At 67.8% G+C, this 24,228-nt stretch carries 21 protein-coding genes; 20 read left to right on the forward strand and 1 reads right to left on the reverse strand.

What is annotated here, in order from left to right:
- The first annotated feature begins 75 nt into the window (after window positions 1–75).
- The 12 genes from KTR9_RS07280 to KTR9_RS07335 all read left to right on the forward strand — a co-directional run bounded on the left by KTR9_RS07280 (window position 76) and on the right by KTR9_RS07335 (window position 16,376).
- Window positions 76–1,653 (forward strand): carboxyl transferase domain-containing protein, encoded by a 1,578-nt coding sequence (locus tag KTR9_RS07280; protein ID WP_014925853.1) that lies wholly within the window; start codon window positions 76–78, stop codon window positions 1,651–1,653.
- A 92-nt stretch (window positions 1,654–1,745) separates the two neighbouring features.
- Window positions 1,746–3,782 carry an acetyl/propionyl/methylcrotonyl-CoA carboxylase subunit alpha gene (locus KTR9_RS07285; protein ID WP_014925854.1) on the forward strand — a complete coding sequence of 679 codons (2,037 nt, stop codon included), beginning with the start codon at window positions 1,746–1,748 and terminating at the stop codon, window positions 3,780–3,782.
- Window positions 3,783–3,858: 76 nt separating this feature from the next.
- Complete coding sequence (locus KTR9_RS07290; RefSeq protein WP_014925855.1) at window positions 3,859–5,004, forward strand: acyl-CoA dehydrogenase family protein; 1,146 nt, start codon at window positions 3,859–3,861, stop codon at window positions 5,002–5,004.
- On the forward strand, window positions 5,001–5,525 hold the full coding sequence (locus KTR9_RS07295; protein ID WP_014925856.1) for a MaoC family dehydratase: 525 nt from the start codon (window positions 5,001–5,003) through the stop codon (window positions 5,523–5,525). Before KTR9_RS07290 ends, KTR9_RS07295 begins: the two co-directional genes overlap by 4 nt.
- Window positions 5,526–5,530: 5 nt before the next feature.
- A complete protein-coding gene (locus KTR9_RS07300) occupies window positions 5,531–6,481 on the forward strand; it encodes an HpcH/HpaI aldolase/citrate lyase family protein (protein ID WP_014925857.1) in 951 nt (316 codons plus the stop codon).
- Between the two features lie 56 nt (window positions 6,482–6,537).
- Window positions 6,538–8,181, forward strand: coding sequence for an AMP-binding protein (locus KTR9_RS07305; RefSeq protein WP_014925858.1), 1,644 nt, complete (start codon window positions 6,538–6,540; stop codon window positions 8,179–8,181).
- Window positions 8,181–10,157, forward strand: coding sequence for an acetoacetate--CoA ligase (locus KTR9_RS07310; protein ID WP_014925859.1), 1,977 nt, complete (start codon window positions 8,181–8,183; stop codon window positions 10,155–10,157). Before KTR9_RS07305 ends, KTR9_RS07310 begins: the two co-directional genes overlap by 1 nt.
- A gap of 177 nt (window positions 10,158–10,334) precedes the next feature.
- Window positions 10,335–11,576, forward strand: a complete 1,242-nt coding sequence (locus KTR9_RS07315; RefSeq protein WP_044507706.1) for a DUF5336 domain-containing protein — start codon at window positions 10,335–10,337, stop codon at window positions 11,574–11,576.
- A 138-nt stretch (window positions 11,577–11,714) separates the two neighbouring features.
- Window positions 11,715–13,361: a cell division protein PerM gene (locus tag KTR9_RS07320; protein ID WP_044507707.1), complete on the forward strand. Its 1,647-nt coding sequence runs from the start codon at window positions 11,715–11,717 to the stop codon at window positions 13,359–13,361.
- 90 nt (window positions 13,362–13,451) lie between these two features.
- Window positions 13,452–14,075, forward strand: coding sequence for a phosphoribosylglycinamide formyltransferase (gene purN, locus KTR9_RS07325; protein ID WP_014925863.1), 624 nt, complete (start codon window positions 13,452–13,454; stop codon window positions 14,073–14,075).
- Window positions 14,072–15,646: a bifunctional phosphoribosylaminoimidazolecarboxamide formyltransferase/IMP cyclohydrolase gene (purH, locus tag KTR9_RS07330; RefSeq protein WP_014925864.1), complete on the forward strand. Its 1,575-nt coding sequence runs from the start codon at window positions 14,072–14,074 to the stop codon at window positions 15,644–15,646. Before purN ends, purH begins: the two co-directional genes overlap by 4 nt.
- The gene (locus KTR9_RS07335; protein ID WP_083888941.1) at window positions 15,633–16,376 is read left to right on the forward strand and encodes a sulfite exporter TauE/SafE family protein; all 744 of its coding nucleotides are present in this window, start codon (window positions 15,633–15,635) and stop codon (window positions 16,374–16,376) included. The genes purH and KTR9_RS07335 overlap by 14 nt, the downstream gene beginning before the upstream one ends.
- Before the next feature lie 374 nt (window positions 16,377–16,750).
- Here KTR9_RS07335 and KTR9_RS07340 read toward each other — a convergent pair whose 3' ends face one another.
- Window positions 16,751–18,013: an HNH endonuclease gene (locus KTR9_RS07340; protein WP_044507708.1), complete on the reverse strand. Its 1,263-nt coding sequence runs from the start codon at window positions 18,011–18,013 to the stop codon at window positions 16,751–16,753.
- 360 nt (window positions 18,014–18,373) lie between these two features.
- Between KTR9_RS07340 and KTR9_RS26495 the strand changes: the two genes are divergently transcribed.
- From KTR9_RS26495 to KTR9_RS07375, 8 genes are all read left to right on the forward strand, one after another.
- On the forward strand, window positions 18,374–18,958 hold the full coding sequence (locus KTR9_RS26495; protein ID WP_049942578.1) for a hypothetical protein: 585 nt from the start codon (window positions 18,374–18,376) through the stop codon (window positions 18,956–18,958).
- A 154-nt stretch (window positions 18,959–19,112) separates the two neighbouring features.
- Window positions 19,113–19,979 carry an ABC transporter permease gene (locus KTR9_RS07350; RefSeq protein ID WP_014925868.1) on the forward strand — a complete coding sequence of 289 codons (867 nt, stop codon included), beginning with the start codon at window positions 19,113–19,115 and terminating at the stop codon, window positions 19,977–19,979.
- Between the two features lie 5 nt (window positions 19,980–19,984).
- Complete coding sequence (locus KTR9_RS07355; RefSeq protein ID WP_014925869.1) at window positions 19,985–21,058, forward strand: taurine ABC transporter substrate-binding protein; 1,074 nt, start codon at window positions 19,985–19,987, stop codon at window positions 21,056–21,058.
- Complete coding sequence (locus tag KTR9_RS07360) at window positions 21,039–21,881, forward strand: ABC transporter ATP-binding protein (RefSeq protein ID WP_014925870.1); 843 nt, start codon at window positions 21,039–21,041, stop codon at window positions 21,879–21,881. The genes KTR9_RS07355 and KTR9_RS07360 overlap by 20 nt, the downstream gene beginning before the upstream one ends.
- A gap of 71 nt (window positions 21,882–21,952) precedes the next feature.
- On the forward strand, window positions 21,953–22,261 hold the full coding sequence (locus tag KTR9_RS27250; RefSeq protein ID WP_148281156.1) for a hypothetical protein: 309 nt from the start codon (window positions 21,953–21,955) through the stop codon (window positions 22,259–22,261).
- Window positions 22,218–23,141, forward strand: coding sequence for a TauD/TfdA dioxygenase family protein (locus KTR9_RS07365; RefSeq protein ID WP_014925871.1), 924 nt, complete (start codon window positions 22,218–22,220; stop codon window positions 23,139–23,141). Before KTR9_RS27250 ends, KTR9_RS07365 begins: the two co-directional genes overlap by 44 nt.
- 206 nt (window positions 23,142–23,347) lie before the next feature.
- Window positions 23,348–23,737 (forward strand): ArsR/SmtB family transcription factor, encoded by a 390-nt coding sequence (locus KTR9_RS07370; protein WP_014925872.1) that lies wholly within the window; start codon window positions 23,348–23,350, stop codon window positions 23,735–23,737.
- On the forward strand, window positions 23,734–24,228 hold the full coding sequence (locus KTR9_RS07375) for an SRPBCC domain-containing protein (RefSeq protein WP_010843521.1): 495 nt from the start codon (window positions 23,734–23,736) through the stop codon (window positions 24,226–24,228). Before KTR9_RS07370 ends, KTR9_RS07375 begins: the two co-directional genes overlap by 4 nt.

Below are 24,228 nucleotides of genomic sequence, written 5' to 3' on the forward strand. Positions count from 1 at the left end.
GATCCGCACGTGACATAGGCCACTGCATCGCGTACGATCACTTTCAGTTAATACCAACTAACTGAAGGGTCGACGGTGACCAGCACGCTCGACGGCTTCCGGGCCGCACACCTGCGCAATCTCGACCTGCTCGGCGAACGCCTCCGAGTCGTCTCCGCCGGCGGTGGCGCCAAGGCGCGCGAACGCCACGTGGCTCGCGGCAAGTTGCTGCCCCGGGATCGGGTCGACGGTCTGCTCGACGTCGGATCGCCGTTCATCGAGGTCGCCCCGCTCGCGGCCTTCGGCATGTACGGCGACAAGGTGCCCGCCGCGGGGGTCATCGCGGGCGTCGGTCGCGTCGCGGGTCGTGAGTGCATGATCGTCGCCAACGACGCGACGGTGTCCGGTGGCACGTACTACCCGGTCACGGTCAAGAAGCACCTGCGCGCGCAGGAGATCGCCGCGGCCAATCGGCTGCCGTGCATCTACCTCGTCGATTCGGGCGGTGCGATGCTGCTCCAGCAGGACGAGGTGTTCCCCGATCGCGATCATTTCGGCCGCATCTTCTACAACCAGGCGACCATGAGCGCGGCGGGAATCCCACAGATCGCCGCGGTCCTCGGATCTTCGACCGCCGGCGGGGCCTACGTCCCGGCGATGAGCGACGAGACGGTGATCGTGCGCAATCAGGGCACCATCTTCCTCGCGGGTCCGCCCCTGGTGAAGGCCGCGACCGGTGAGGACGTCTCGGCGGAGGACCTGGGCGGCGGCGCGATGCACTCGTCGGTGTCGGGTGTCACCGATCATCTCGTCGACAACGACCAGCAGGCGCTCGCCAAGGTCCGCGAGATCGTCGCGACCCTCGGGCCCCGCGAGGCCCCGCAGTGGGAGACCATCCCGGTGCGTGAGCCGCTGCGGCCGCAGACCGACATCTACGACGTGGTGCCCACCGACCCACGAACCCCCTACGACGTGCGTTCGGTCATCGAGATCCTGTGCGATGGAGGTGAATACACCGAGTTCAAGGCGAATTACGGCACCAGTCTCGTGACCGCTTTCGCCCATCTGCACGGTCACCCGGTGGGGATCATCGCCAACAACGGCGTGCTGTTCAGCGAATCCGCGCTGAAGGGGGCGCACTTCATCGAACTGTGCGACCAGCGCCGAATCCCGTTGCTGTTCCTGCAGAACATCACCGGTTTCATGGTCGGCAAGGCCTACGAGCAGGGCGGCATCGCCAAGAACGGGGCCAAGATGGTCAACGCGGTGGCCTGCGCGCGTGTCCCCAAGTTCACCGTCATGGTCGGCGGCTCGTTCGGCGCGGGAAACTACTCGATGTGCGGGCGCGCGTACTCGCCGAGGTTCCTGTGGATGTGGCCCAACGCCCGCATCTCGGTCATGGGCGGGCCCCAGGCCGCCGACACCCTCGGAACCGTGCGGCGCAACCAGATCGAGCGGTCGGGTGACGACTGGACGGCCGACGACGAAGAAGCGTTCAAGGCTCCGATCCGCGAGCAGTTCGAGCGACAGTCCGACGCCTATTACTCGACGGCGCGGTTGTGGGACGACGGCATCGTCGACCCCGCGCAGACCCGGACCCTCCTCGGCCTCGCCCTCGAGACAGCCCGTTACGCGCCACTCGCCGAGCCGCGCTACGGCGTCTTCCGGATGTGATCGCCGATGCCGAATCAGCTCCGCCCGGAACCGCTCAGCCCGAACGTGTTCTGCACCGCCGCCCCGTCCCGTCGACCTCGAGGACCCCGACCGTGAGTACCAGACCCATCCGAAGTGTCCTGGTGGCCAACCGTGGTGAGATCGCCTGCCGGGTGATCGCCACGTTGCGGCACATGGGAATACGCAGCATCGCCGTCTACTCCGATGCTGATGCGCAGGCCCGGCACGTCCGCGAGGCCGACGTCGCCGTCCACATCGGTCCGGCCGCTGCGACCCAGAGCTATCTCGACATCGGGGTCGTGGTCGACGCGGCGCGCAAGACCGGTGCCGACGCCGTCCACCCGGGGTACGGATTCCTCTCGGAGAATCAGAAGTTCGCGGCGGCGCTCGCGGAGGCGGGCATCGTCTTCATCGGGCCGCCCGCCGAGGCGATCGCGACGATGGGTGACAAGATCACCGCCCGGGCTGCCGTTTCCGCACGCGACGTGCCGGTGGTGCCGGGTCTGTCGCGTCCCGGCCTGACCGACGGCGATCTGATCGCCGCGGCGCCGGACATCGGTTTCCCGGTTCTGATCAAGCCCAGCGCGGGTGGCGGTGGCAAGGGCATGCACCGCGTCGCCGAACCGTCCGAACTGCCGGCGGCCCTGCAACGAGCCCGGCGTGAGGCCGCCGCCGCGTTCGGCGACGACGCGCTGTTCCTCGAGCACTTCGTCGACACCCCGCGTCACATCGAGGTGCAGGTGCTCGCCGACGAGTACGGGAACGTCATCCATCTGGGCGAACGCGAGTGCTCACTGCAGCGACGGCACCAGAAGGTGATCGAGGAGGCGCCGTCGGCGCTGCTCGACGCCGAGACCCGGGCACGCATCGGCGAGGCAGCCTGCGATGCCGCCCGTAGTGTCGGCTACACCGGCGCGGGGACGGTCGAGTTCATCGTGTCGGCGCACCGGCCGGACGAGTTCTTCTTCATGGAGATGAACACGCGCCTGCAGGTCGAGCACCCGGTGACCGAGTCGGTCACCGGAGTCGACCTCGTAGAGCAGCAGATCCGCGTCGCCCGCGGTGAGGTGCTGGGTCTGCGGCAGGAGGCGATCACCATGCGCGGCCACGCGATCGAGGCTCGCGTGTACGCCGAGGACCCCGCTCGTGGCTTCCTGCCCACCGGCGGCACGATCGAACATCTCGTCCATCCCGACACCACGCCGGGCAGCGGCATCCGTGTCGACTCGGCCATGCTCGACGGTCTGCGCGTCGGCAGCGATTACGACCCCCTGCTCGCGAAGGTCATCGCCCATGGAACCGACCGGGAGGAGGCGCTGGAACGCCTCGATCAGGCGCTGGCCCAGACTCGGGTCCTGGGCGTCGTCACCAACATCGACTTCTGCCGCTTCGTCCTGCGTCAGCAGGCCGTCGTGGACGCCGACCTCGACACCGAACTGCTCGATCGTCTCGTCACCGATTACGCTGCGCCGGAGCCCATCCCCGAGGCCCAGGTGCTCGTCGGCCTGGCCCGGATCGGGACGCGCGATGCCGGTGACGTCTGGTCCTCCGCGGTCGGCTGGCGGGTCGGTCGTCCCGCACCGGTGATCACCCGCCTCGTCGCCGGTGGGCGCCACTCGACGGTCTCGATCCAGGTCGACGCCGCCGACGCCCGATCCATCTCGGGAACCGCGACCGTCACCTTCGACGACGAGGCGCAGGCGTCGTGGACCGGTCACGTGGTCTACCTGCCGGCGCAACCCGGCGACGTCGGGGAGTCCGACCGTCTGGTCGTCGACGGGGTGTCACAGTCGTGGTCGAGTGTCCGCGTCGGCGAGAGCTGGTGGGTGGCAGGACCATCGGGTACCTGGGTGCTCGAGCTCGCCCGACCCCTCCTCGACGAGGCGGCCGCCGAGCACGCCGGTGAGATCACCAGCCCGATGCCGGGCACCGTGGTCGCCGTCGCCGCCGAGACCGGCGACGACGTGTCCGCCGGCCAGTCGATCGTCGTCGTCGAGGCGATGAAGATGGAGCACGCACTCACCGCGCCGGTGGACGGCTCCGTGGACATCTCGGTGAAGGCCGGCGACAAGGTCGATGCGGGACAGATCCTCGCTGTCGTCACGCCCGCCGGACCCCTTGATCCCTGAGGTGCGAGGAGCGAAAGCGACGAGCCACGAAGGGCTCGGAACCAACCTCGAACGTCTCTGAAGTAGAAGGATTCACATGGAACTCACCCAGGAGTACACCGACCTCATCGCGACGGTCCGCGACTTCGCGCAGACCGTGGTGGCGCCGGTGGCCGCGAAACACGATGCCGAGCACAGTTTTCCGTACGACGTCGTGGCCCAGATGGGCAAGATGGGGCTCTTCGGCCTCCCGTTCGACGAGGAATACGGTGGCATGGGCGGCGACTACTTCGCCCTGTCGCTGGCACTGGAGGAGCTCGGCAAGGTCGACCAGTCCGTCGCCATCACGCTGGAAGCCGGTGTGAGCCTGGGCGCCATGCCGATCTACCGCTTCGGCAGCGAGGAGCAGAAGCAGCGGTATCTGCCCGAACTCACCGCGGGCACCGCTCTCGCGGGCTTCGGCCTCACCGAACCCGGTGCCGGGTCCGACGCGGGCGCCACCGCGACCACCGCCCGTGACGACGGCGACTCGTGGATCATCAACGGCGGCAAGCAGTTCATCACCAACTCCGGCACCGACATCACCTCGCTGGTGACCGTGACCGCGGTGACCGGGGTGAAGGAGAACGGCAAGAAGGAGATCTCGACCATCATCGTGCCCTCCGGCACACCGGGTTTCACCGCCGAGCCGGCGTACAACAAGGTCGGGTGGAACGCCTCGGACACACACCCGTTGACCTTCACCGACGTACGGGTTCCCAAGGAGAACCTGCTCGGTGTCCGCGGACGCGGGTACGCCAACTTCCTGTCGATCCTCGACGAGGGGCGCATCGCGATCGCGGCCCTCGCGACCGGCGTCGCGCAGGGCTGCGTCGACGAGAGCGTGAAGTACGCCAAGGAACGTCAGTCCTTCGGCAAGGCGATCGGCGAGTACCAGTCGGTGTCGTTCGCGATCGCCCGGATGGAGGCCCGCGCCCATGTCGCCCGCACCGCCTACTACGACGCGGCGGCGAAGATGCTGGCGGGCAAGCCGTTCAAGAAGGAGGCGTCGATCGCCAAGATGATCGCCAGTGAGGCGGCGATGGACAACGCGCGGACGGCGACCCAGATCCACGGCGGATACGGCTTCATGAACGAATACCCCGTCGCCCGCCACTACCGCGATTCCAAGATCCTCGAGATCGGCGAGGGCACCACCGAGGTGCAACTCATGCTGATCGCCCGTGAGCTGGGTTTTGCATGAGCGGCCGGCAGGTATCCGCCCCGGCGGAGAACGGCGGGTCCGAGGGACGCAGAATCGTCCAGCGGGGGCTGTGGTTCGAGGAATTCGACGAGGGCACGATCTACGAACACCGTCCCGGACGCACCGTCACCGAGGCCGACAACGTGCTCTTCACCACGTTGACGATGAACACGCAAGCGCTGCATCTCGATGCCGCCTGGTCGGCGGAACAGCCGGGTTTCGGCGGGCAGCGCCTGATCAATTCGATGTTCACCCTGTCGACGATCGTGGGACTGTCGGTCTCGCAACTGACCCAGGGCACCCTCGTCGCGAACCTCGGATTCAGCGAGGTCGCATTTCCGGCGCCGCTGTTCGCGGGCGACACGCTCTACGCGGAGACCGAGTGCACGGGTAAACGCGAATCGCGGTCGCGCCCGGGCGAAGGCGTGGTGAACTTGACCCACATCGGACGCAACCAGCACGGCGAGGTCGTCGCCCGCGCCGCACGAGCAACGCTGGTGCGCAAGCAACGGACGGAGTGACGACGATGTTCTTCGAGGACCCACCCGGCGGCCCGGTCAATGCAGGTCAGAACCGGGCAGGTCAGAATCGGGCAGGTCACGGACCGGTGGGACCGCAACTCGCCAACGCGTGGTTGCCGCCCGGGCCGGCCCTGTTGTTCTGCCCGGCCGACCGTCCCGAGCGATACCAGAAGGCCCTCGACCGTGCCGACGTGGTCATCATCGATCTCGAGGACGCGGTGTCGCCGGCGAACCGCGTCGTGGCCCGCGAGGCCCTCGTCGCCCATCCCGTGGATCCGGATCGCACCATCGTGCGGATCAACCCGGCCGGTACCGGCGATTATCGACGGGATCTCGCGGCCGTGGCGGAGACGAACTACCGGGTGGTGATGCAGGCCAAGGCCGAGGACGTCTCCTCGATACTGGACACCGCGTTCCAGACGATCGCCCTGATCGAGACGCCGCTCGGCGCGACCCGGGCACGCGACATCGCCGCGACCTCCAATTGCATCGGACTGATGTGGGGGGCAGAGGATCTCGTCGCCGGTCTCGGGGGCACGTCGAGCCGGTTCGGTCCCGGCGAATCCCGCCCCGGTGAGTACCGGGACGTCGCGAGCTGGGTGCGCTCGATGGTCCGCATCGCGGCCGCGGCGCATGGAAAATTCGCCGTCGACTCCGTGCACCTAGACATCGACGACGTCGACGGACTCGTGGCCGAGGTCCGTGACGCGGTGGCATTGGGTTACACCGCCACCGCGTGTATCCATCCGTCCCAGGTCGACCACATCCGGGACGGATACCGACCGTCCGATGAGGCGGTCGCTTGGGCGCGCAAGATCCTCGACGGTGCCGCCGAACACGCCGGCGGGGTGTTCAGCCTCGACGGCAAGATGATCGACGGACCCGTCCTGCGCCAGGCCGAGGTCGTCCTCTCCCGCGTCAGCGGTACGCGTCCCGATCCCGCCGGCGAGAACTGACCCACGCACCCCAATCCAGCCGGGCGTCGACGCCCGAAGACAGACCGGAGCAGAACATGAGCACCGAGGCTCACCCGACGACCGCACACACGCGCGGCGAGGAGACACCGGCCCTGCTCACCGAGACCATCGGCGCCACTCTGGCCCGCACGGTCGAGACCTACGGTGACCGGACGGCCTTGATCGACGCCGCGGCGCGACGGGAATGGCGATATTCGGAGTTCCACCGTGACGTGCGCGCGGTCGCGGCGGGACTCCTGCGACTCGGTGTGTCGGTCGGTGACCGGGTCGGGCTGTGGTCGCCGAACCGGTTCGAGTGGGTTCTGACGCAGTACGCCGCCGCCGAGATCGGCGCCGTGCTGGTCAATCTCAACCCCGCCTATCGCCAGAACGAGATCGAGTACGCGCTGCAGCAGTCCGGGACGAGTGTGGTGCTGGCCGCCGACAGTTTCAAGGACTCCGCGTACGCATCGATGTTGGCGCAGGCGCGTCCCCGGTGCCCCGAACTGCGTGAGGTGGTGCTGTTCGGTTCCGACGAGTGGGACGCGTTGTGCGTCGAAGCGAGTGCCGAGGAGCTCGAACGCGTCTCCGAGGTGGCCGCGTCACTGTCGCCCGACGACCCGATCAACATCCAATACACCTCGGGCACCACGGGATTCCCCAAGGGTGCGACGCTGTCGCACCGCAACATCGGGAACAACGGGTACCTCGTCGGCGAACTGCTGAACTACACCGCCGACGACCGGATCTGCCTGCCCGTGCCCTTCTACCACTGCTTCGGCATGGTGATGGGCAACCTCGCGGCCACGAGTCACGGTGCGGCGATGGTCATCCCGGCGCCGGCGTTCGACCCGCGGGCCACCCTCGAAGCGGTTGCGGAGTACCGCTGCACGAGTCTGTACGGCGTGCCGACCATGTTCATCGCCGAGCTCGGCCTGCTCGACGACGGGCTCGACGTCGACCTGTCGAGCCTGCGCACCGGCATCATGGCGGGATCGCCGTGTCCGGAGTACGTCATGCGACAGGTCGTCGACCGCATGCACATGCGCGAGGTGTCGATCTGTTACGGCATGACCGAGACGTCGCCGGTGTCGACGCAGACGCGGGTCGACGATCCGCTCGAACTGCGTGTCACCACCGTCGGCCGGGTCGGGCCGCACCTGGAGATCAAGATCGTCGACCCCGGTACCGGAGAGACCTCCGGACGTGGCGAGACCGGTGAATTGTGCACGCGCGGTTACTCGGTGATGACCGGTTACTGGAACGAACCGGAGAAGACCGCCGAGGCCATCGACGCCGACGGCTGGATGCACACGGGCGACCTCGCCGACATGGACGACAACGGTTATGTCCGGATCACCGGACGCATCAAGGACATGGTGATCCGCGGTGGCGAGAACATCTATCCCCGGGAGATCGAGGAATTCCTCTACACCCATCCCGACATCCTCGACGCCCAGGTCATCGGGGTGCCCGACGAGAAGTACGGTGAGGAACTGATGGCGTGGGTGCGGTTGCGCGACAGCGCCTCCGGGTTCACGGCGGACGACCTGCGCGAGTTCGCCACCGGCAAGATCGCGCGGCACAAGATCCCACGCTATGTCCACGTGGTCGAGGAGTTCCCGATGACCGTCACCGGAAAGGTCCGCAAGGTGGCGATGCGGGACGAGGCGGTCTCGATCCTCGAGCAGCTGCGGTGATGACCACCGATGACGCGGCGCGGACCGCAGACACTCGGATGAACCGCTTCGCGCAGTTCGTCCACGATCGATTCGGGCCCGACACAGGCGATTACGACGATCTGTGGTCGTGGTCGGTGCGGCGGCCAGCAGAGTTCTGGCGCGCGGTCTGGGAGTTCTTCGACGTCGACGCCCTCGCCGCCGAACCTCTCGGAGACTCCGACGAGGCGGTACTCGCCGACGACCGGATGCCCGGCGCCGTCTGGTTTCCCGGGGTTCGCCTGAACTACGTCGACCAGATCCTGCGACACGCACACCTGCCCGGCGCCGCGATCGTCGGCATCGACGAGGCGGGTGAACGATCGGAGATCGCGTGGGCTGATCTGCCGTCGCAGGTCGCAGGCCTGGCCTCGACCCTCCGTGCGCACGGGGTGGGTCCCGGTGACGTGGTCGCCGCCTACCTGCCCGACATCCCCGAAGCCGTCATCGCCTTCCTCGCCACGGCATCCCTGGGGGCGGTCTGGTCCGGATGCGGTCAGGATTATGCGCCCCTGGGTGCGGCGGGTCGCCTCGGCCAGCTCGCGCCGAAGGTGCTGTTCACCGCGGCCGGCTATCGCTACAACGGCAAGGTCGTCGACAAGCGCGCCGACAGTGCCGAACTGGCGACGCTGCTGCCGAACCTCCTCGCGCACATCACGATCGGCGACACCGATGCCTCGTCGTCCACCGTCGACTACGCCGAGGCCGTGGGCGGTGACCCCGTCGACTTGCGGCCGGTGCCGGTCGCCTTCGACCATCCGCTGTGGGTGCTCTTCAGTTCCGGGACGACCGGACGGCCCAAAGGGATCGTGCACGGGCACGGGGGAGTCCTCCTGGAGCATCTGAAAGCCGGTGCCCTGCACGGCGACCTGGGCGCGGACGACGTGTTCTTCTGGCAGACCGCGCTGAGCTGGATGATGTGGAACTATCAGGTCGCCGGACTCCTCTGCGGTTCGCGCATCGTCTGCTACAGCGGTTCGCCCCTGTATCCCGACCCCGACCGGCTCTGGCAGATCGTCGACGACGAACGGGTCACCTACTTCGGTACGAGTCCCGGGCAGTTGCAGGCCTCGCGGAAGGCGGGCCTAGAGCCGGGTCGCCGGCACGACCTGCGCCGGCTGCGGACCCTCGGCAGCACCGGATCCTCCCTCGCCGCAGATCTTTTCACCTGGGTCGATGACCACGTCCGAGCCGGCCTGCCCATCTCGTCGATCAGCGGCGGCACCGACATTGTGTCCGCGTTCGCCGGTGGGTCGTCGGGGGTGCCGGTCGTGCCGGGCGAACTGTCGGTCCGCTACCTCGGTGTGGCGCTGGAGAGCTGGTCGCCGGACGCGCGCCCGCTGGTGGGGGAGGTCGGCGAGCTCGTCGTCACCGCGCCGATGCCGTCGATGCCCGTGGGTTTCCGGGACGACCCCGACGGTGCGCGGTACCGCGCCGCGTACTTCGCCCACGAGTGGGAGGGCGGTGCGTCGAACCCCGACAAGCCGGTCTGGCGTCACGGCGACTGGGTGACCGTGACCGAGCGCGGGTCGCTGGTGATCCACGGACGCAGCGACGCGACGTTGAACCGCCACGGGATTCGCATGGGATCGGCCGACATCTACGAGGTCGTCGAGGCGCTCGACGAGGTCGCGGAGGCCTTCGTGCTCGGCGTCGACGGGCCGGACGGTGCCTACTGGATGCCGCTGTTCGTCACTCTGGTTCCCGGCGCGACGCTCGACGACGCGCTGATCGACCGGATCGCGGCCGCGGTCCGCGACCGTCTTTCCAAACGCCATGTACCCGATGAGGTCATCGAGGCCCCGGGCATTCCGCACACCCGGACCGGCAAGAAACTCGAGGTTCCGGTCACCGCGATTCTGGCAGGCCGATCCGAGGTCAACATCGACCCCAAGGCCGTCGACGACTATGCGCTGATCAACTGGTACGCCGAGCAGGGGCGCCTGCATCGCTGGTGAGCGGGTCCACGCCGCCGGCGCGGCGGTCGCGTTGTGCAAGGGGCATGAGGCCCGGCATGCATGTGTACTAGCGTGGTCATCAGTTCTGCGCTCGTGGGGGGGCGACGGCCGGACGCCGTCACCTCGACGCGACCCGCTGATCCCGACCGACCGACCCGACCCGACCAGGAGATCGTCATGACCTACCCACCCGGCGGCTACGGGCAGCAGCAGCCCGAGTCCGGACAGTCCTACGGCCAGTACGGCAATCAGTCCGGATACCCACAGTCCGGCGCCCACAACACGGGTCCGCAGTCCAGCCCCGCCCCCGGTTCCGACCCGTACGGCCAAGGGCAGCAATACGGTGGCCAGGAGTACGGGGGCCAGCAGGGGTACGGCCAGCAGTACGGGCAGGCCGGACAGTCCTACGGCCAGGGACAACCGGGCTACGGACAGGGCGCTGCTCAGGGCTACGGCCAGCAGGGTTACGCCCAACCCGGATACGGCCAGCAGGGTCAGTACGGCCAGCAGGGCCAGCAGGGCTACGGCCAGTACGGCCACTCCCCGCAGCCGGCCAAGCAGCCGAGCCAGGGGCTCCCGGCCATCACCCCGGTGCTCCTCGCCGCCGCGATCGGCGCCTTCGGCCTCATCGTGCTCTTCAGCGGGTTCCTGTCCGCGGCCGAGTCCTACGACTTCGCGCTCAAGCTGTTCCAGACGCAGTACAACGCTCCCTACACGCTGATCAGCGTCGCCGGAATCCTGGCGCTGATCTCGCTGATCCCGGGCATCAAGGTCCCGGCGGCTCCCATCGTGGCGTCGCTGGCGATCACCTCGTTCCTGATCACGCTGTTCCAGTTCCTCAACATCGACGACAACGGTGCCGGGGCGATCGTGCTGCTGATCTTCACCCTTCTGTCCGCGGTGCTCGCCGTCGTGTGGTTGCTGGTCGACGCCGCCGTCATCAAGGTGGCGCCCGCGGCAGGTGCTGCGACCGCAGCCGTGACCCCCGGCTCGTCCGCGGCGTCGCAGTCCGACACCGGTGCGCATCAGCAGACGAGCGGATACGGCGACGCGCAGACCACGGCCTATGGCACCGGGGGTTCGCAGGCACAATACGGCCAACAGGCCTCGGCGAATTACGATCCGTCGGCCTACTCGCAGTCGTCGGGCGCGTCGGCGACCGGGCAGAGCGGTTACTCCGGCGGGGCGAGCGAATCGTCGGCGTCGGCTGCCGGTTCGGCGTCCGGACACGGCGAATCGGGCTACGGCGAGTCGGGCTACGGCGACTATCGTCCCGGCCAGTACTCCGCCGGCGCCTCGGGCGCATCGCCCTCCACACCCGGCGCATCCGCGACTCCCACGGGGACCGACACCCCGGCCGGAGACCACTCCACCACCGTGTTCCAGAAGCCGGAGCCGCCCACCGGCAGCGGTAACTGACAGACACAGTTCCACTCGGTGCCCCGTCGGTCGGCGGGGCACTGTTCGTGTGCAGCCACCCGGTGAGCTGCCTCCCTTTCGCAGCCCCCTCGGCGCGTCTACGACGGCCTCGGCCGGGACCGTGTCAGGCTCATGACGATGCCCTCCCTCAAGCCGGACCCGAGTACGGACAATCTGGCGTCGCAGCTTCGTAACCTGCGGCGATCCCGTCGTGCGCAACGCACGGCGGCCGAGGGTTCGGCCCGGCAACTCGCAGTGGTGGCGTTCACCGTTCCCGCGTTGGCGCTGGTGACGCTGATCGTCGTCATGCTCTCGGTGCTGCTTCTCGCCGGCAGTGGGCTGACCGGACTTCCGAGCGCGATCGCCTCGGGCTGGTTGGCCATCCACCAGGTGCCGGTCACGATCAGCGGGGTCACTGTCGGGGTGCTGCCGTTGCTGCCGACGCTGACCGTCGCCGCCGGGACGGCCTGGCTGACGGCCCGGGCGGTCGCGGGCGGCACGAACTCGGCCGAACGCGATCGGCACGACCTGTTCGATCTGGGTGCCGTCGTCTTCTCGGCGGTGATCGGCCCGGTACTCATCACCGCGATGTCGCTGGCGGTCGTGATGGACGGTGGATCGGTCCTGCCGGTCCAGACGCCGAGTGCGCTGCTCGCGTTCCTGTACACACTGGGCATACACGGCGGCGCGGCCCTGGCCGGCGTCGTGTGGAGCCGACGACGCGACTTCGCGGCTCGTGGACGCGTGACCTACGCCGATCGTCGCGGATTCCGATACGGACTGGTGGCGGCGCTGATGCTGCTGGTCGCCGGCGCCGTGCTCGTGTGCCTGCGCATGCTGATGCGGCACGGGCAGATCGGTGAGCTGATCGAGACCGGTTACGACTTCGACGGGTTCCTGGGACTCAGCCTGCTCTCGGTGCTGTACCTCCCGAATGTGATGGTCGCGGCAATGGCCGTACTCGTGGGTTCCGACGTCCGGCTCGGCGCGATGACCGTCGACCTGTTCACCGTCCGTGGCGGCGACGTCCCGCCCGTCCCGGTGCTCGCGGTTCTGCCCGACGGGCCGGGTGCCGGGGCGTGGGGATTGGTCGGCCTGCTCGTTCCGGCCGGCGTCGCGGCCTTCGTCGGCTGGCGATGCCGCGACCTCGATCCGATGGCCCATGTGCGTTCGGTGGGTGTCGCCGCGGCGGTGGCGGCGTCGGCGGTGGCCCTCCTGACCGTCGCGGCCGGCGGGACGCTGGGGGAGTTCGGCGACGTCGCCGTCACGGTGTCGGCGGCCGGGGTGTTCACACTGGGCTGGATCGCGGTCGTCGGCCTGCTGATCGTGCTCGTGTATGCGTTCCTGCCGTCGACGCGCGCGGCACGCCTCGCCGTCGGCGACGAGTACTTCGACGACCCGCTGGACCTCGGCTACGAGGACGAATACGTCATCGTCACCGATCTGGACGAGGACGACGAGTACTCAGAGTTCGAGGACGGCGAGTACGACGACGCCGAGTTCGAAGACGGCGCTGAGTTCGAGGACGACGAGCACGGCGCCGACGAACGCGAGGACTACGTGTACGACGACGGCGTCGAATCGCGCGACAACGCGTCCGCGGACACCGACGACGCCGGGTTCGGTTCCGCGGATGGTTGGCAGCCCTCCGGCGCAGACTCCCTGTCCCGGCGCGAACCGGCGGTGAACCGCGTGTACGACGACGATCTCGATGAGACGGATCTCGTCGATGACGCGGATTACGACCTGTATCCGGGTTCGCACGGCACGTCCCGCCAACGCTGAGGCGAACCGCCCTGGCCGAGCGCCCCTCGACGATGTCTGCGGCGCCACCCGGCGCGGGTGGCCCAACGTACGGCGATTAGTCTCGACGACGTGACCTCCCCGACGGCACCCGGCCGCACCCCGCTGGTGGTGATGGCGTCGGGCACCGGTTCGCTGCTGGAGTCGCTGATCGCGCGCGCCGGTGCCGGGGATTCCCCGTTTCGGGTCGCCGCGATCGTGGTCGACCGTGCGTGCCGCGCGCAGGAGGTCGCGCAGCGCAACGACATCCCGCTCATCACCTGTCGTGTCGCCGACCACGACGACCGCGCGACGTGGGACCGGGCGCTGACCGGCGAGGTCGCCGCGTTCGAACCGGAGTGGGTGGTGACCGCCGGATTCATGAAGATCCTCGGCCCGGCCTTCCTCGGCCGGTTCGGCGGACGCGTCGTCAACAGCCACCCGGCGCTGCTGCCCGCTTTCCCGGGCGCCCACGGGGTCGCCGAGGCACTCGACTACGGCGTCAAGGTCACCGGCGCGACGGTGCACCTCGTCGACGAAGGCGTGGACACCGGCCCGATCCTCGCGCAAGAGGTGGTCACCGTCGTCGACGACGACACCGCCGACACCCTGCACGAGCGCATCAAGACGGTCGAGCGCGTGTTGCTCGCCGACGTGGTGACCGCACTGGTCACCAGAGGAGTAGTCATCGATGGACGAAAGGCCCGCATCCCGTGAACGCACACAGCCCTGACAGCTCTCGTCGACCGATTCGGCGCGCGCTGGTGAGTGTCTACGACAAGAGCGGTCTCACCGATCTCGCCACGGCGCTGCACGCGGCCGGGGTGGAGATCGTGTCCACCGGATCGACCGCGAAGACCATCGCCGGCGCGGGGGTGCCGGTCGTCGAGGTGTCGGCGCTGACCGGCTTCCCCGAGTGCCTCGACGGGCGCGTCAAGACCCTGCACCCGAAGGTGCACGCGGGCATCCTCGCCGACACCCGTAAGTCCGACCACGTCGCACAGCTCGACGAGTTGGGTGTCGCCGCATTCGATCTCGTCGTCGTCAACCTGTATCCGTTCACCGCGACGGTGGCCTCCGGCGCCACGCCGGACGAGTGCATCGAGCAGATCGACATCGGCGGTCCGTCGATGGTGCGCGGGGCTGCCAAGAACCATCCGTCGGTCGCCGTCGTGGTCGACCCGGACGACTATTCGCGGGTGACCGAAGCCGTCGCCGCGGAGGGTTTCTCGCTCGCCGACCGGAAGAAGCTCGCCGCCAAGGCGTTCCGGCACACCGCCGATTACGATGTCGCGGTCGCGTCATGGATGTCGAGCGTGGTTGCACCCGAGGATGATTCGCAGTTCCCGGCCTGGGCCGGTGCGACCTGGACCCGATCCGCGGTGCTGCGTTACGGCGAGAACCCGCATCAGGCGGCAGCACTGTATGTCGGGAACGCCGGGGCCGGCGGGGTGGCGACCGCCGAACAGCTCCACGGCAAGGAGATGAGCTACAACAACTACACCGACGCCGATGCCGCCTGGCGGGCCGCGTACGACTTCGACGCTCCGGCCGTCGCGATCATCAAGCACGCCAATCCGTGTGGGATCGCCATCGGCACCGACATCGCGGAGGCGCATCGTAAGGCGCACGCCTGCGATCCGATCAGCGCCTACGGCGGTGTCATCGCCGCCAATCGCGAGATCACCGTGGAGATGGCCGAGCAGGTCGCCGAGATCTTCACCGAGGTCATCGTCGCGCCCGGTTTCGCCGACGGCGCGCTCTCGGTCCTGACCCGCAAGAAGAACATCCGTGTTCTGGTGGCCACCCCGCCGTCGGCGACGGGGATCGAGACCAAGCCGGTGTCGGGTGGATTGCTGATGCAGCAGCGCGACGTCCTCGACGCCGATGGGGACAACCCGGCCAACTGGAACCTCGTGGCCGGCCCGCCGGCCGACAATGAGACTCTCGCCGACCTCGAATTCGCCTGGCGGGCATGTCGTTCGGTCAAGTCCAATGCCATTCTGCTTGCCTCCGACGGTGCGTCGGTCGGCGTCGGCATGGGGCAGGTCAACCGCGTCGACTCCGCGCACCTGGCGGTGCAGCGTGCCGGTGACCGTGCGGCGGGGAGCGTCGGGGCGTCGGATGCGTTCTTCCCCTTCCCGGACGGACTGCAGGTGCTGCTGTCGGCCGGGGTGAAAGCCGTTGCACAACCAGGTGGATCGATCCGCGACAACGAGGTGATCGAGGCGGCCGACGAGGCGGGCGTGACGCTCTACCTCACCGGGGCACGTCATTTCGCTCACTGAGCTCGCTCTACTGGTCGTCGCCGGCTTCGGCGCCGGCCTGATCGGCTACATCACCGGTCTGGCCTCGATCGTCAGCTATCCCGCGCTGCTCGCGGTCGGGCTCAGCCCGATCGCGGCCAACGTCACGAACACGGTCGCGCTGGTCGCCGTCGGGGTGGGCAGCACCGCACATTCGGGGCGCTCCCTCCTCGACGGTGACCGTAGACGCCTGATCGTCGGCGCGGTCGCCTCGCTGATCGGCGGCACGGTCGGTGCGGTGTTGCTGCTCTCGACGCCGGCCGAGGCCTTCGAGGCCGTCGTGCCCTTCCTCGTGGCGATCGCCGCCATCGCGTTACTCGTCCAACCGGTTCTGCGCCGCTGGGCGACGTCGCACGTCGAACGTCCCTGGGTGTTCATCCTGGGATTGACGCTGATCTCGGTCTACGGCGGTTACTTCGGCGCGGGGGCCGGGATCATGATCCTGGCCCTGATGCTCGTGGTGACCAGTGAGCCGTTGTGGCGAGCGGCGCTGTCCAAGTCGTTGTTCCTCGGCATCGCCAACACGGTCGCCGCCATCGGCTTCATGATCTGGGGCCCCGTCGAGTGGTGGGCCGCACTCGCCATGGCCGTCGGATGTCTGGCCGGTGGGTGGTGTGGCCCACCCGTCGTGAAACGCCTGCCGCCCGGCCCCCTTCGGATCGTCGTCGGGATCTGCGGGCTCGCGCTCGCACTGTGGCTGGCGTTCAGCTGACGGTTGCGCGCAATGCCGGCTTTCCGGTGAGGCGGCACGACACAGGCGCTACCTGACGCGATCTGCGGCGGCTGCAAACAGCGAAAGTCACACAAAGCGGCGCTTCCATGTGGGGCTGGCGATGCAGTTCACTCGCAGGACATGACGGATCCCTCGATGCTCACGTCGCTCGCAACCCGACTCAGGCGCGGATCGTCCCGGCCCAGGGCGCCCGATCGTCGGCGACGACTGCACGCAGCGCCGCTCCGTTCCCGGCCTCGCGATTCGACCGGGAACGGAGCCGGCTGCTGTTCACTGTGGAATTGTCAAAGGACGGTTGCGGTCCCGAGGTGTTCGGGTGCGGAAGGTGTACGCGAAAGTGTGATCGGCGGGTGTCAGGCGGCGTCGTCGAGTCGCATGGTGCGTCGGTTGTAAGCCGGCAACGGACGGCGCCGTGGGTCGATGGTGGCGGGCGGGACGAGCCACGGGTGTCGGTCGTAGCCGATGACGATGTCCCAGCCGTGGTGGTGCACCTGGGTGTGGCAGCGTTGGCAGAGCAGGCACCCGTTGTCGAGGTCGGTGGGACCGCCGTCGGCCCAGTGCTCGATGTGGTGGACTTGCGTATGTAACGGCGGCGCTCCGCATTTGATGCAGCATTGGTCGCGGATGATCACGGCTTTGCGCAGGTGTGTTGGGAACAGTCGGCGGGTGTGTCCCATCTGAAGCGGCACACCTTCACCGTCGAGGACGATCTCGGTCAGCGATCCGTCGCACGCGAGCTGCTTGGCGGTGGCCTGACTGACCGGCCCTGTCCACGGCAGGGATGCCGGGTCGGCGCCGCTGGCGGGGATGGTAACCATCAATTGGGTACGGGGACTGCCGATGCTGTCGATCCTCGCACCCAATGCAGCCTGGTCGAGGATGAGTTCGAACGCGTCGGCGCGGCGTTGCTCGGCGGTGCGTCGGTCGTCGGCGCCGTCGGGTTCGGGGCGTGGGCAGGAGCGTTCGTCGATCATCGCCAGGAACTTCTCGCCGACCGTCTGGGTCAGGTCGGCGCGGAGGTCGACGCGGCCGTCGTCGGTGGTGTGGACGTTGACTGTGTTGAGGGATGCGTCGTCCGCGGCGGGGATGCCGCTGTCGGTTGCTTCGGCCAGTGTGTTGGCGATCGTACGGGCGTGCACAAGCACCTGTGCCGGTGTCGCACCGGAGAGTGCTTGGCCGAGGAGTTCGATCTCGTAGGAACTCTTGTCGCTGTCGGAAAGTCCGTCGGGGCAGCGTTTGTCGATGTGGTTCATTCCGCGGACGATGGCGTCGACGACTTCGGACGACAGGCGTCCGTCGGCGGCGTGACGTGCCAGGGCGGGCAGCGTGGGTAGGCCGTCGACACTGCGCATGATGCGGCAGGCGATGGCGGGTGCGTGTCCCATCTCGATCAAGAGCTGCCGGGTGGTGCCACCGGCCTTGTGTGCGACTTCGAGTTCGTCGAGTTGTGCTGTGTGGGTGACGATCTGGTGATCGACGGTGTTGCGTATCAACCGGAGCACGTTCAACGCGTCGAATGTTGCTGTGCCCGTGGGGTCGTCGGCGGGCGGTGCGGTCTCGATGAGCTGATCGAGGAGGGTGGTGAGCTCTGGCATGACTCCAAGGTACAGGAACATGCGTTCGATTTCGAGGAGTTTCCACAAGCCGGGGATCGCGAAATATTCGACTGCGCAGTCGATTTCGTCGACTATGCATAAACCGTTGACAGTGGTCAACTTCCGTCACACCCGTTTCGCATTCTGTCTCAGAATGGGTGATCTGATGGCATTCGACGACTTTCGTGAAACTCACCGAACGTGGCTTGGGAACCGGCGGGATGCCTCGTGAGTCGGGGCACTCGGCGACCCGAGCGTCCGGCCTCTGTGTCGCTACGCTCGGCCGGGCGTGTGTGAGATCCTGTTCGATCGGGGGTGTGAAAATTGACGAACAGCGGGACAGCGCAGCCGGGCACCGACGATGCAGGTTGCGAGACACGGTTGAGAATCTTCGGGTTCGAATACGACGGGGCCGGCTACCACGCGGAGGTACTCGACTATTCCGGATGCGATGTGACCACGGTGATCTCGGACGCGGACTACTTCTTCACCGATCGGGGCAAGCTGTGGTCGCTCGCTGTGGTCGACGCTTCGGCTGACTGTGAACGACTGATGTGGCTGTCCGGATACGACTATCGGCGGCGCGCTCGAACGTGGGCCGAGCAGACAAGGCGAACCGAAATGCAACTGCGGTATCTCGCCTCACGTGCCGCACGTTCCCGGCCGGTCGTCCTCCCCGATGGTCTCCGGCTCATCCGTATGTTCCCCGAGTGGGGCGCAGGGCCGCTCTGGGAGAGCTTCACCGAGAACTACCCGGCCGATCCGGCACGTCTGGGACTCGACCCCGAATTGGCGGGAGCGCTCACCGACTGGAACGACGTGTGGAACGCTCGCCCGCACGATGCCGATCTCGACGACGAACCCGGCTGGACCGCCACGGGCCTGGCGCTTCACGCTCGGGTCGAGTCCGCGCTGTCGGGAGTAGCCGAAGTCGCCGCGCAGTTCCTACGCCCGCCGGCTCCCTGAACGCAGCGACCTGAAAGCCGCTACCTTTAGGTCCGCGACCGGAAAACAGCACGCGACATGCACATGTGGCCCGATTCGCATGCATCCGGCGCGAGTTTTCCTCTCGACGAAGAAAACTCTGGTCGCGGGGGATCGCGATGTCTAGACATGCACGGTGACCTTGTTTGTGGACATCACCCCGGAAGAAGCGGGTGGTGGGGCGGAGCGCACGTCGCCCGGCGGTTCGTCTCGCGTGCGATCACTGCTGACACGGGTGGGCCTCCCGCTGCTCTCGGTGGTGGTGTTCGCCGCGGCGTGGCAGCTCGTCGCCGTCAGCGGGATCTGGAGTGAGACCTTCGTGCCGCGCCTGGGCACCGTGTGGCAGGCCTTCGTCGACATGTCCACGACGCACGACGGAGTCCGTGGTTACGCCGACTACTACTGGTGGGAACACCTGTACATGACGCTGCGCCGTGTCTTCGCGGGTGTCGCGATCGGCGTGATCCTCGGCGTACTGCTCGGATTGGCGATGGGAACCGTGGGGTGGCTTCGACGCCTGCTCGAACCGTGGCTCACGTTCCTGCGCGCACTGCCGCCGCTGGCCTACTTCTTCCTGCTGGTCATCTGGCTCGGCATCGACGAGGCTCCCAAGATCACCCTGCTGGCACTCGCCGCGCTTCCGCCCGCGGCCGTGGCGACCACCGCCGCCGTCAGTGCCGCGCCGGTGGGTCTCATCGAGGCGGCGCGCGCGCTCGGGGCGTCGCGGTCGGAGTTGATCCGCGATGTCGTCGTACCGTCGGCCCTGCCCGAGACCTTCACCGGTGTACGGCTTTCGGTCGGCATCGCCTATTCCTCGGTGGTCGCGGCCGAGTTGTTCAACGGCATCCCCGGAATCGGTGGCGTGGTCAAGGACGCCAGCAACTACAACAACACACCCGTCGTCCTGGTCGGCATCATCGCCATCGGTCTGTCCGGACTGATCATCGACGGGCTCCTTCGAACAATCGAGCACCGAGTGGTGCCGTGGCGCGGAAAGGTCTGACAGACATGAGAATCACACGTGGGGTGCCCGGTTCGGGCCGGTTGCGCCGCTCGCGGTTCGGTGCGGTGCTCGGGGTGATCGCCGCAGCGACGCTGGTACTCGCCGGCTGCTCGGTCGACAACTCCGAAGACGACAGCAAGCCGACGATCCGGCTCGCCTACCAGTCCTTCCCGAGCGGCGACCTGATCGTCAAGAACAACGGCTGGCTCGAGGAAGCCCTGCCGGACTTCAACATCAAGTGGACCAAGTTCGACTCCGGTGCCGACATCAACACCGCGTTCGTCGCCAAGGAGGTCGACTTCGCCGCCATCGGTTCCAGCCCGGTGGCCCGTGGACTGTCCGCGCCGCTGAACATCCCGTACCAGGTGGCCTTCGTCCTCGACGTCGCCGGTGACAATGAGGCACTCGTCGCGCGCAACGGAACCGGCATCGACACCGTCGCCGATCTCAAGGGCAAGCGGGTGGCGACGGCGTTCGCCTCCACCGCCCACTACAGCCTGCTCGCCGCGCTCGACCAGGCCGGGGTGAACCCGAAAGACGTGGACCTCATCGATCTGCAGCCGCAGGCCTCCCTGGCTGCCTGGCAGCGAGGAGACGTCGACGCGGTGTACACCTGGCTGCCCACGCTCGACGAATTGCGCAAGGACGGAAAGACTCTCATCGCCAGTCGACAGTTGGCCACGGCCGGCAAGCCGACGCTGGACCTCGGTGTGGTCTCCAGTGAGTTCGCCGCGGCGAATCCCGAGGTCGTGAACACCTGGCGCCAGGTCCAGGCCCGGGCGCTCACCCTGATCAAGGACGACCCGCAGGCCGCGGCCGACGCCGTCGCCGCACAGCTGGGTACGACGCCGGAGGATGCGGCCAACCAGCTGAAGCAGGGCACCTTCCTCACCGTCGCGGAGCTGACCAGTCCGACCTGGCTCGGCACACAGGGCAACCCGGGGAATCTATCCGAGAATCTGCACAGCGCAGCGGTGTTCCTCGCCGAGCAGCAGCAGATTCCCGCCGCCCCGCCGATCGAGACGTTCCGCGAGGCCATCTACACAGAGGGATTGCCGGGTGTCCTCGAACAGCAGTAGTCCGCCGGCCGCGGGCCGCGCCGCTGCGACGACCGAGGTCCGACCCGCGGGGCAACGCGGCTCGATCCGGCTGCGCAACGTGTCCCAGAGATACGGGACGGGTGCGGGCACGGTGACCGCGGTCGGTCCGGTCGACCTGGACGTCCCGCCGGGGGAGTTCCTGGTGCTGGTGGGCGCATCCGGGTGTGGCAAGTCCACACTCTTGCGACTCATCGCCGGCTTCGAACCCGCGACGGTGGGCGACGTGGAGGTGTCGGGCGGTGCGCCGGTGCCGGGGGTGACCTCCGGTGTGGTCTTCCAGCAACCGCGCCTGTTCCCGTGGAAGACCGTGGGCGGCAACGTCGATCTCGCACTCAAATATGCGAAGGTCCCCAGGTCCGAACGGGCGGCACGCCGGAACGAACTCCTCGAACGAGTCGGGTTGGACGACACCGCCCATCGGCGCATCTGGGAGATCTCGGGTGGGCAGCAGCAACGCGTGGCGATCGCCCGGGCGCTGGCCGCCGAGACATCCCTGCTGCTGCTCGACGAGCCGTTCGCCGCGCTCGACGCGCTGACCCGGGAACGGTTGCAGGAGGATGTGCGGGCGGTGAGTGCGGGCAGTGGACGCACCAATGTCTTCGTCACGCACAGCGCCGACGAGGCCGCGTTCCTGGGCAGTCGGATCATCGTGCTCACCAAACGGCCGGGACGGATCGCGCTGGACCTCTCCTCGACCTTGCCGCGTACCGGCGTCGAACCCGACGAACTACGCGGCTCCCCGGAGTACGCGGCGCTGCGTGCCGAGATCGGCGCCGCGGTCAAGGAAGCCGCGGTGGCATGACGCAGCGGGTCTTTTCCTCAGCGTGGGCTCAACCCTGTCCGGTGACCCCGGTGGACGGTTAGACAGTAGGGGTGTATTCCGTTCCCGCGTCTCCCGCCACGATGGCGGCTTCGACTCGGCTCGTCGACCTCGACACGCTCCTACGTCGCGTGCTCGGCCCGGCGCCTGCGAGCCTCACCGGCTCGACCAGCGGGAAAGCCGGGCTCGTCGCCAGGCGCGACAGCGGGACCACGGGCACTCTCCACTCGATGAACTGGGCGGACGGATCGCATCACGGTTCGCCGCCGGCGCGCCCCGCTCCCGCCCCCGCCTGCTTCGACCTGGAGAACAACCCTCATGACAACCACCTCGCAATCCGTCGGCTCCACACCCCGTCCTGACACGGCACTTCGTCCGGACACCGGAACCATCTCCGGTGGAGTCGAATTCGATGTCGACGAGTTCGGTCCGCACTTCGGTGCCGAGATCCGCGGCGTCGACGTGGCCACGGCATCCGACGCCCAGATCGCCGCGCTGCGCCGGGCGCTGATCGACTACAAGGTCATCGTCCTCCGCGATCAGCACCTCGACGACGAGGCGCACATCCGATTCGGAAACCGGCTGGGCGACCTGACCTTCGGGCATCCGGTGTGGAACAGCGGCGACGTCCCCGGTGAGGTCTACTCACTCGACAGCGCCGACAACGGATTCGCCGATGTCTGGCACACCGACGTCACGTTCATGCCGCGCCCGCCGATGGGATCGATCCTGCGTCCGGTTGTGTTGCCGCGCAACGGCGGTGACACCAACTGGGCGGACGCCGAACTCGCGTACCGGTCGCTGTCGGAGCCGGTCCGCCGGATGATCGACGGACTCAGTGCGGTGCACGACGGTAACCGGGAGTTCGGTTACTACCTCAAGCAGCGACGCAACGGCCGTGGCAACACCTGGGACGGCGAAGAGGTCACCGAGCTGGTGCCGGTCACCCACCCGGTGGTGCGCATCCACCCGGAGACCGGCCGCAAGTCGTTGTTCGTCAATCCCGGATTCACCTCGCACATCGACGGTGTCTCCGACGCGGAGAGCCGCGGCATCCTGGATCTGCTCTACGCGCATCTCACCAAGCCCGAACACATCGTCCGGCACCGCTGGCGCCTCGGCGACCTGGTGCTGTGGGACAACCGGAACACGCTGCACTACGCGAACCGCGACTACGGTGACGCCCGCCGTGTGATGCACCGGATCACCCTGCGCGGTGAGGCACCCATCGGGCCGGCCTGACCCCCGCCCCGGCGACGCCCGGACCCCCACCCGACTCCTGGACTCCCACCCGACTCCCACCTCGGCTCATCCGCCGACGGTGGGAGTCGTCGTCGTGGGGCCGTTCCACCCTGCCAAGTTGCGGAACCAGCGTATTCAACCAAGGGGTTGACAACGGCCTCGGCAGGGCGCACGATCGTATTCAACCAATCGGTTGAGGAGTTCGAATGGCAGACGAGTTGTCCAAGGTGTTCGCCGCACTCGCGGACCCCACGCGGCGCGACATGGTTGCGCGGCTTGCGGTCTCGGATGCGACGGTCAGTCAACTCGCCGAACCGTACGACGTCAGCATCCAGGCCGTCTCGAAGCATCTGAAGGTGCTCCAGGATGCCGGTCTGGTGACCCGAACCCGGGAGGCCCAAACCCGTCCGGTCCACCTGGAAGCAGAGGTGTTCGACCTCATGACCAAGTGGATCGAGCGGTATCGCAAGCGGGCGGAGGAGCGCTACCAGCGCCTCGACACGCTGCTCGCCGAGATGAACGACGGCCCTGAGGCCCAGCATCCGTCGGAACCCGAGGCCGAACAACCACTCCACCAGGAAGGAAAGGCGTCATGACCGCAACCCAGACCCGCTATCCCGAGGCTGCCATCGAGGCCGACAAGGAGGTGCCCGTCATCCGTATCACGCGGGACTTCCGCGGGACGCCCGCGCAACTGATGAAAGCCCACACCGACCCCGAGCTCTTCGTCCGGTGGATCGGGCCGGACGCCATCAGCAGCCGGATCGTCGAGTGGGACGTCCGCGACGGTGGCAGCTGGAGCTATGTCTCCACCCACGATGGGCAGGAGTTCGGATTCCGTGGCTGCTTCCACACCGTGGGCGAGGACAAGATCGTGCAGACGTTCACCTTCCTCGGCATGCCGGACGCGGTGTCGCTGGAAACCCTCTGGTTCGAGGACCTGGGCGACGGCACGACGCGGCTCCACGCCCAATCCCTGTGCGACAGTTTCGAAGCGCGCGACGGTTGGCTCGCCTCCGGCATGGAGGTCGGCGTCAACGAGGGCTACGCCGCCCTTGACCGCATGCTGTCCGACGGCACGGTCTGA

It is taken from the genome of Gordonia sp. KTR9 (assembly GCF_000143885.2).
In the GTDB taxonomy this organism is placed as follows: Bacteria; Actinomycetota; Actinomycetes; order Mycobacteriales; family Mycobacteriaceae; genus Gordonia.

Excerpts from the sequence above, each read along its gene's own strand:
- KTR9_RS07290 (WP_014925855.1), top strand. The coding sequence starts at position 3,859 with ATGGAACTCACCCAGGAGTACACCGACCTCATCGCGACGGTCCGCGAC.
- KTR9_RS07295 (WP_014925856.1), top strand. The coding sequence starts at position 5,001 with ATGAGCGGCCGGCAGGTATCCGCCCCGGCGGAGAACGGCGGGTCCGAG.
- KTR9_RS07300 (WP_014925857.1), top strand. The coding sequence starts at position 5,531 with ATGTTCTTCGAGGACCCACCCGGCGGCCCGGTCAATGCAGGTCAGAAC.
- KTR9_RS07305 (WP_014925858.1), top strand. The coding sequence starts at position 6,538 with ATGAGCACCGAGGCTCACCCGACGACCGCACACACGCGCGGCGAGGAG.
- KTR9_RS07310 (WP_014925859.1), top strand. The coding sequence starts at position 8,181 with ATGACCACCGATGACGCGGCGCGGACCGCAGACACTCGGATGAACCGC.
- KTR9_RS07315 (WP_044507706.1), top strand. The coding sequence starts at position 10,335 with ATGACCTACCCACCCGGCGGCTACGGGCAGCAGCAGCCCGAGTCCGGA.
- KTR9_RS07320 (WP_044507707.1), top strand. The coding sequence starts at position 11,715 with ATGCCCTCCCTCAAGCCGGACCCGAGTACGGACAATCTGGCGTCGCAG.
- KTR9_RS07340 (WP_044507708.1), bottom strand. The coding sequence starts at position 18,013 with ATGTTCCTGTACCTTGGAGTCATGCCAGAGCTCACCACCCTCCTCGAT.
- KTR9_RS07355 (WP_014925869.1), top strand. The coding sequence starts at position 19,985 with ATGAGAATCACACGTGGGGTGCCCGGTTCGGGCCGGTTGCGCCGCTCG.
- KTR9_RS07365 (WP_014925871.1), top strand. The coding sequence starts at position 22,218 with ATGACAACCACCTCGCAATCCGTCGGCTCCACACCCCGTCCTGACACG.
- KTR9_RS07370 (WP_014925872.1), top strand. The coding sequence starts at position 23,348 with ATGGCAGACGAGTTGTCCAAGGTGTTCGCCGCACTCGCGGACCCCACG.
- KTR9_RS07375 (WP_010843521.1), top strand. The coding sequence starts at position 23,734 with ATGACCGCAACCCAGACCCGCTATCCCGAGGCTGCCATCGAGGCCGAC.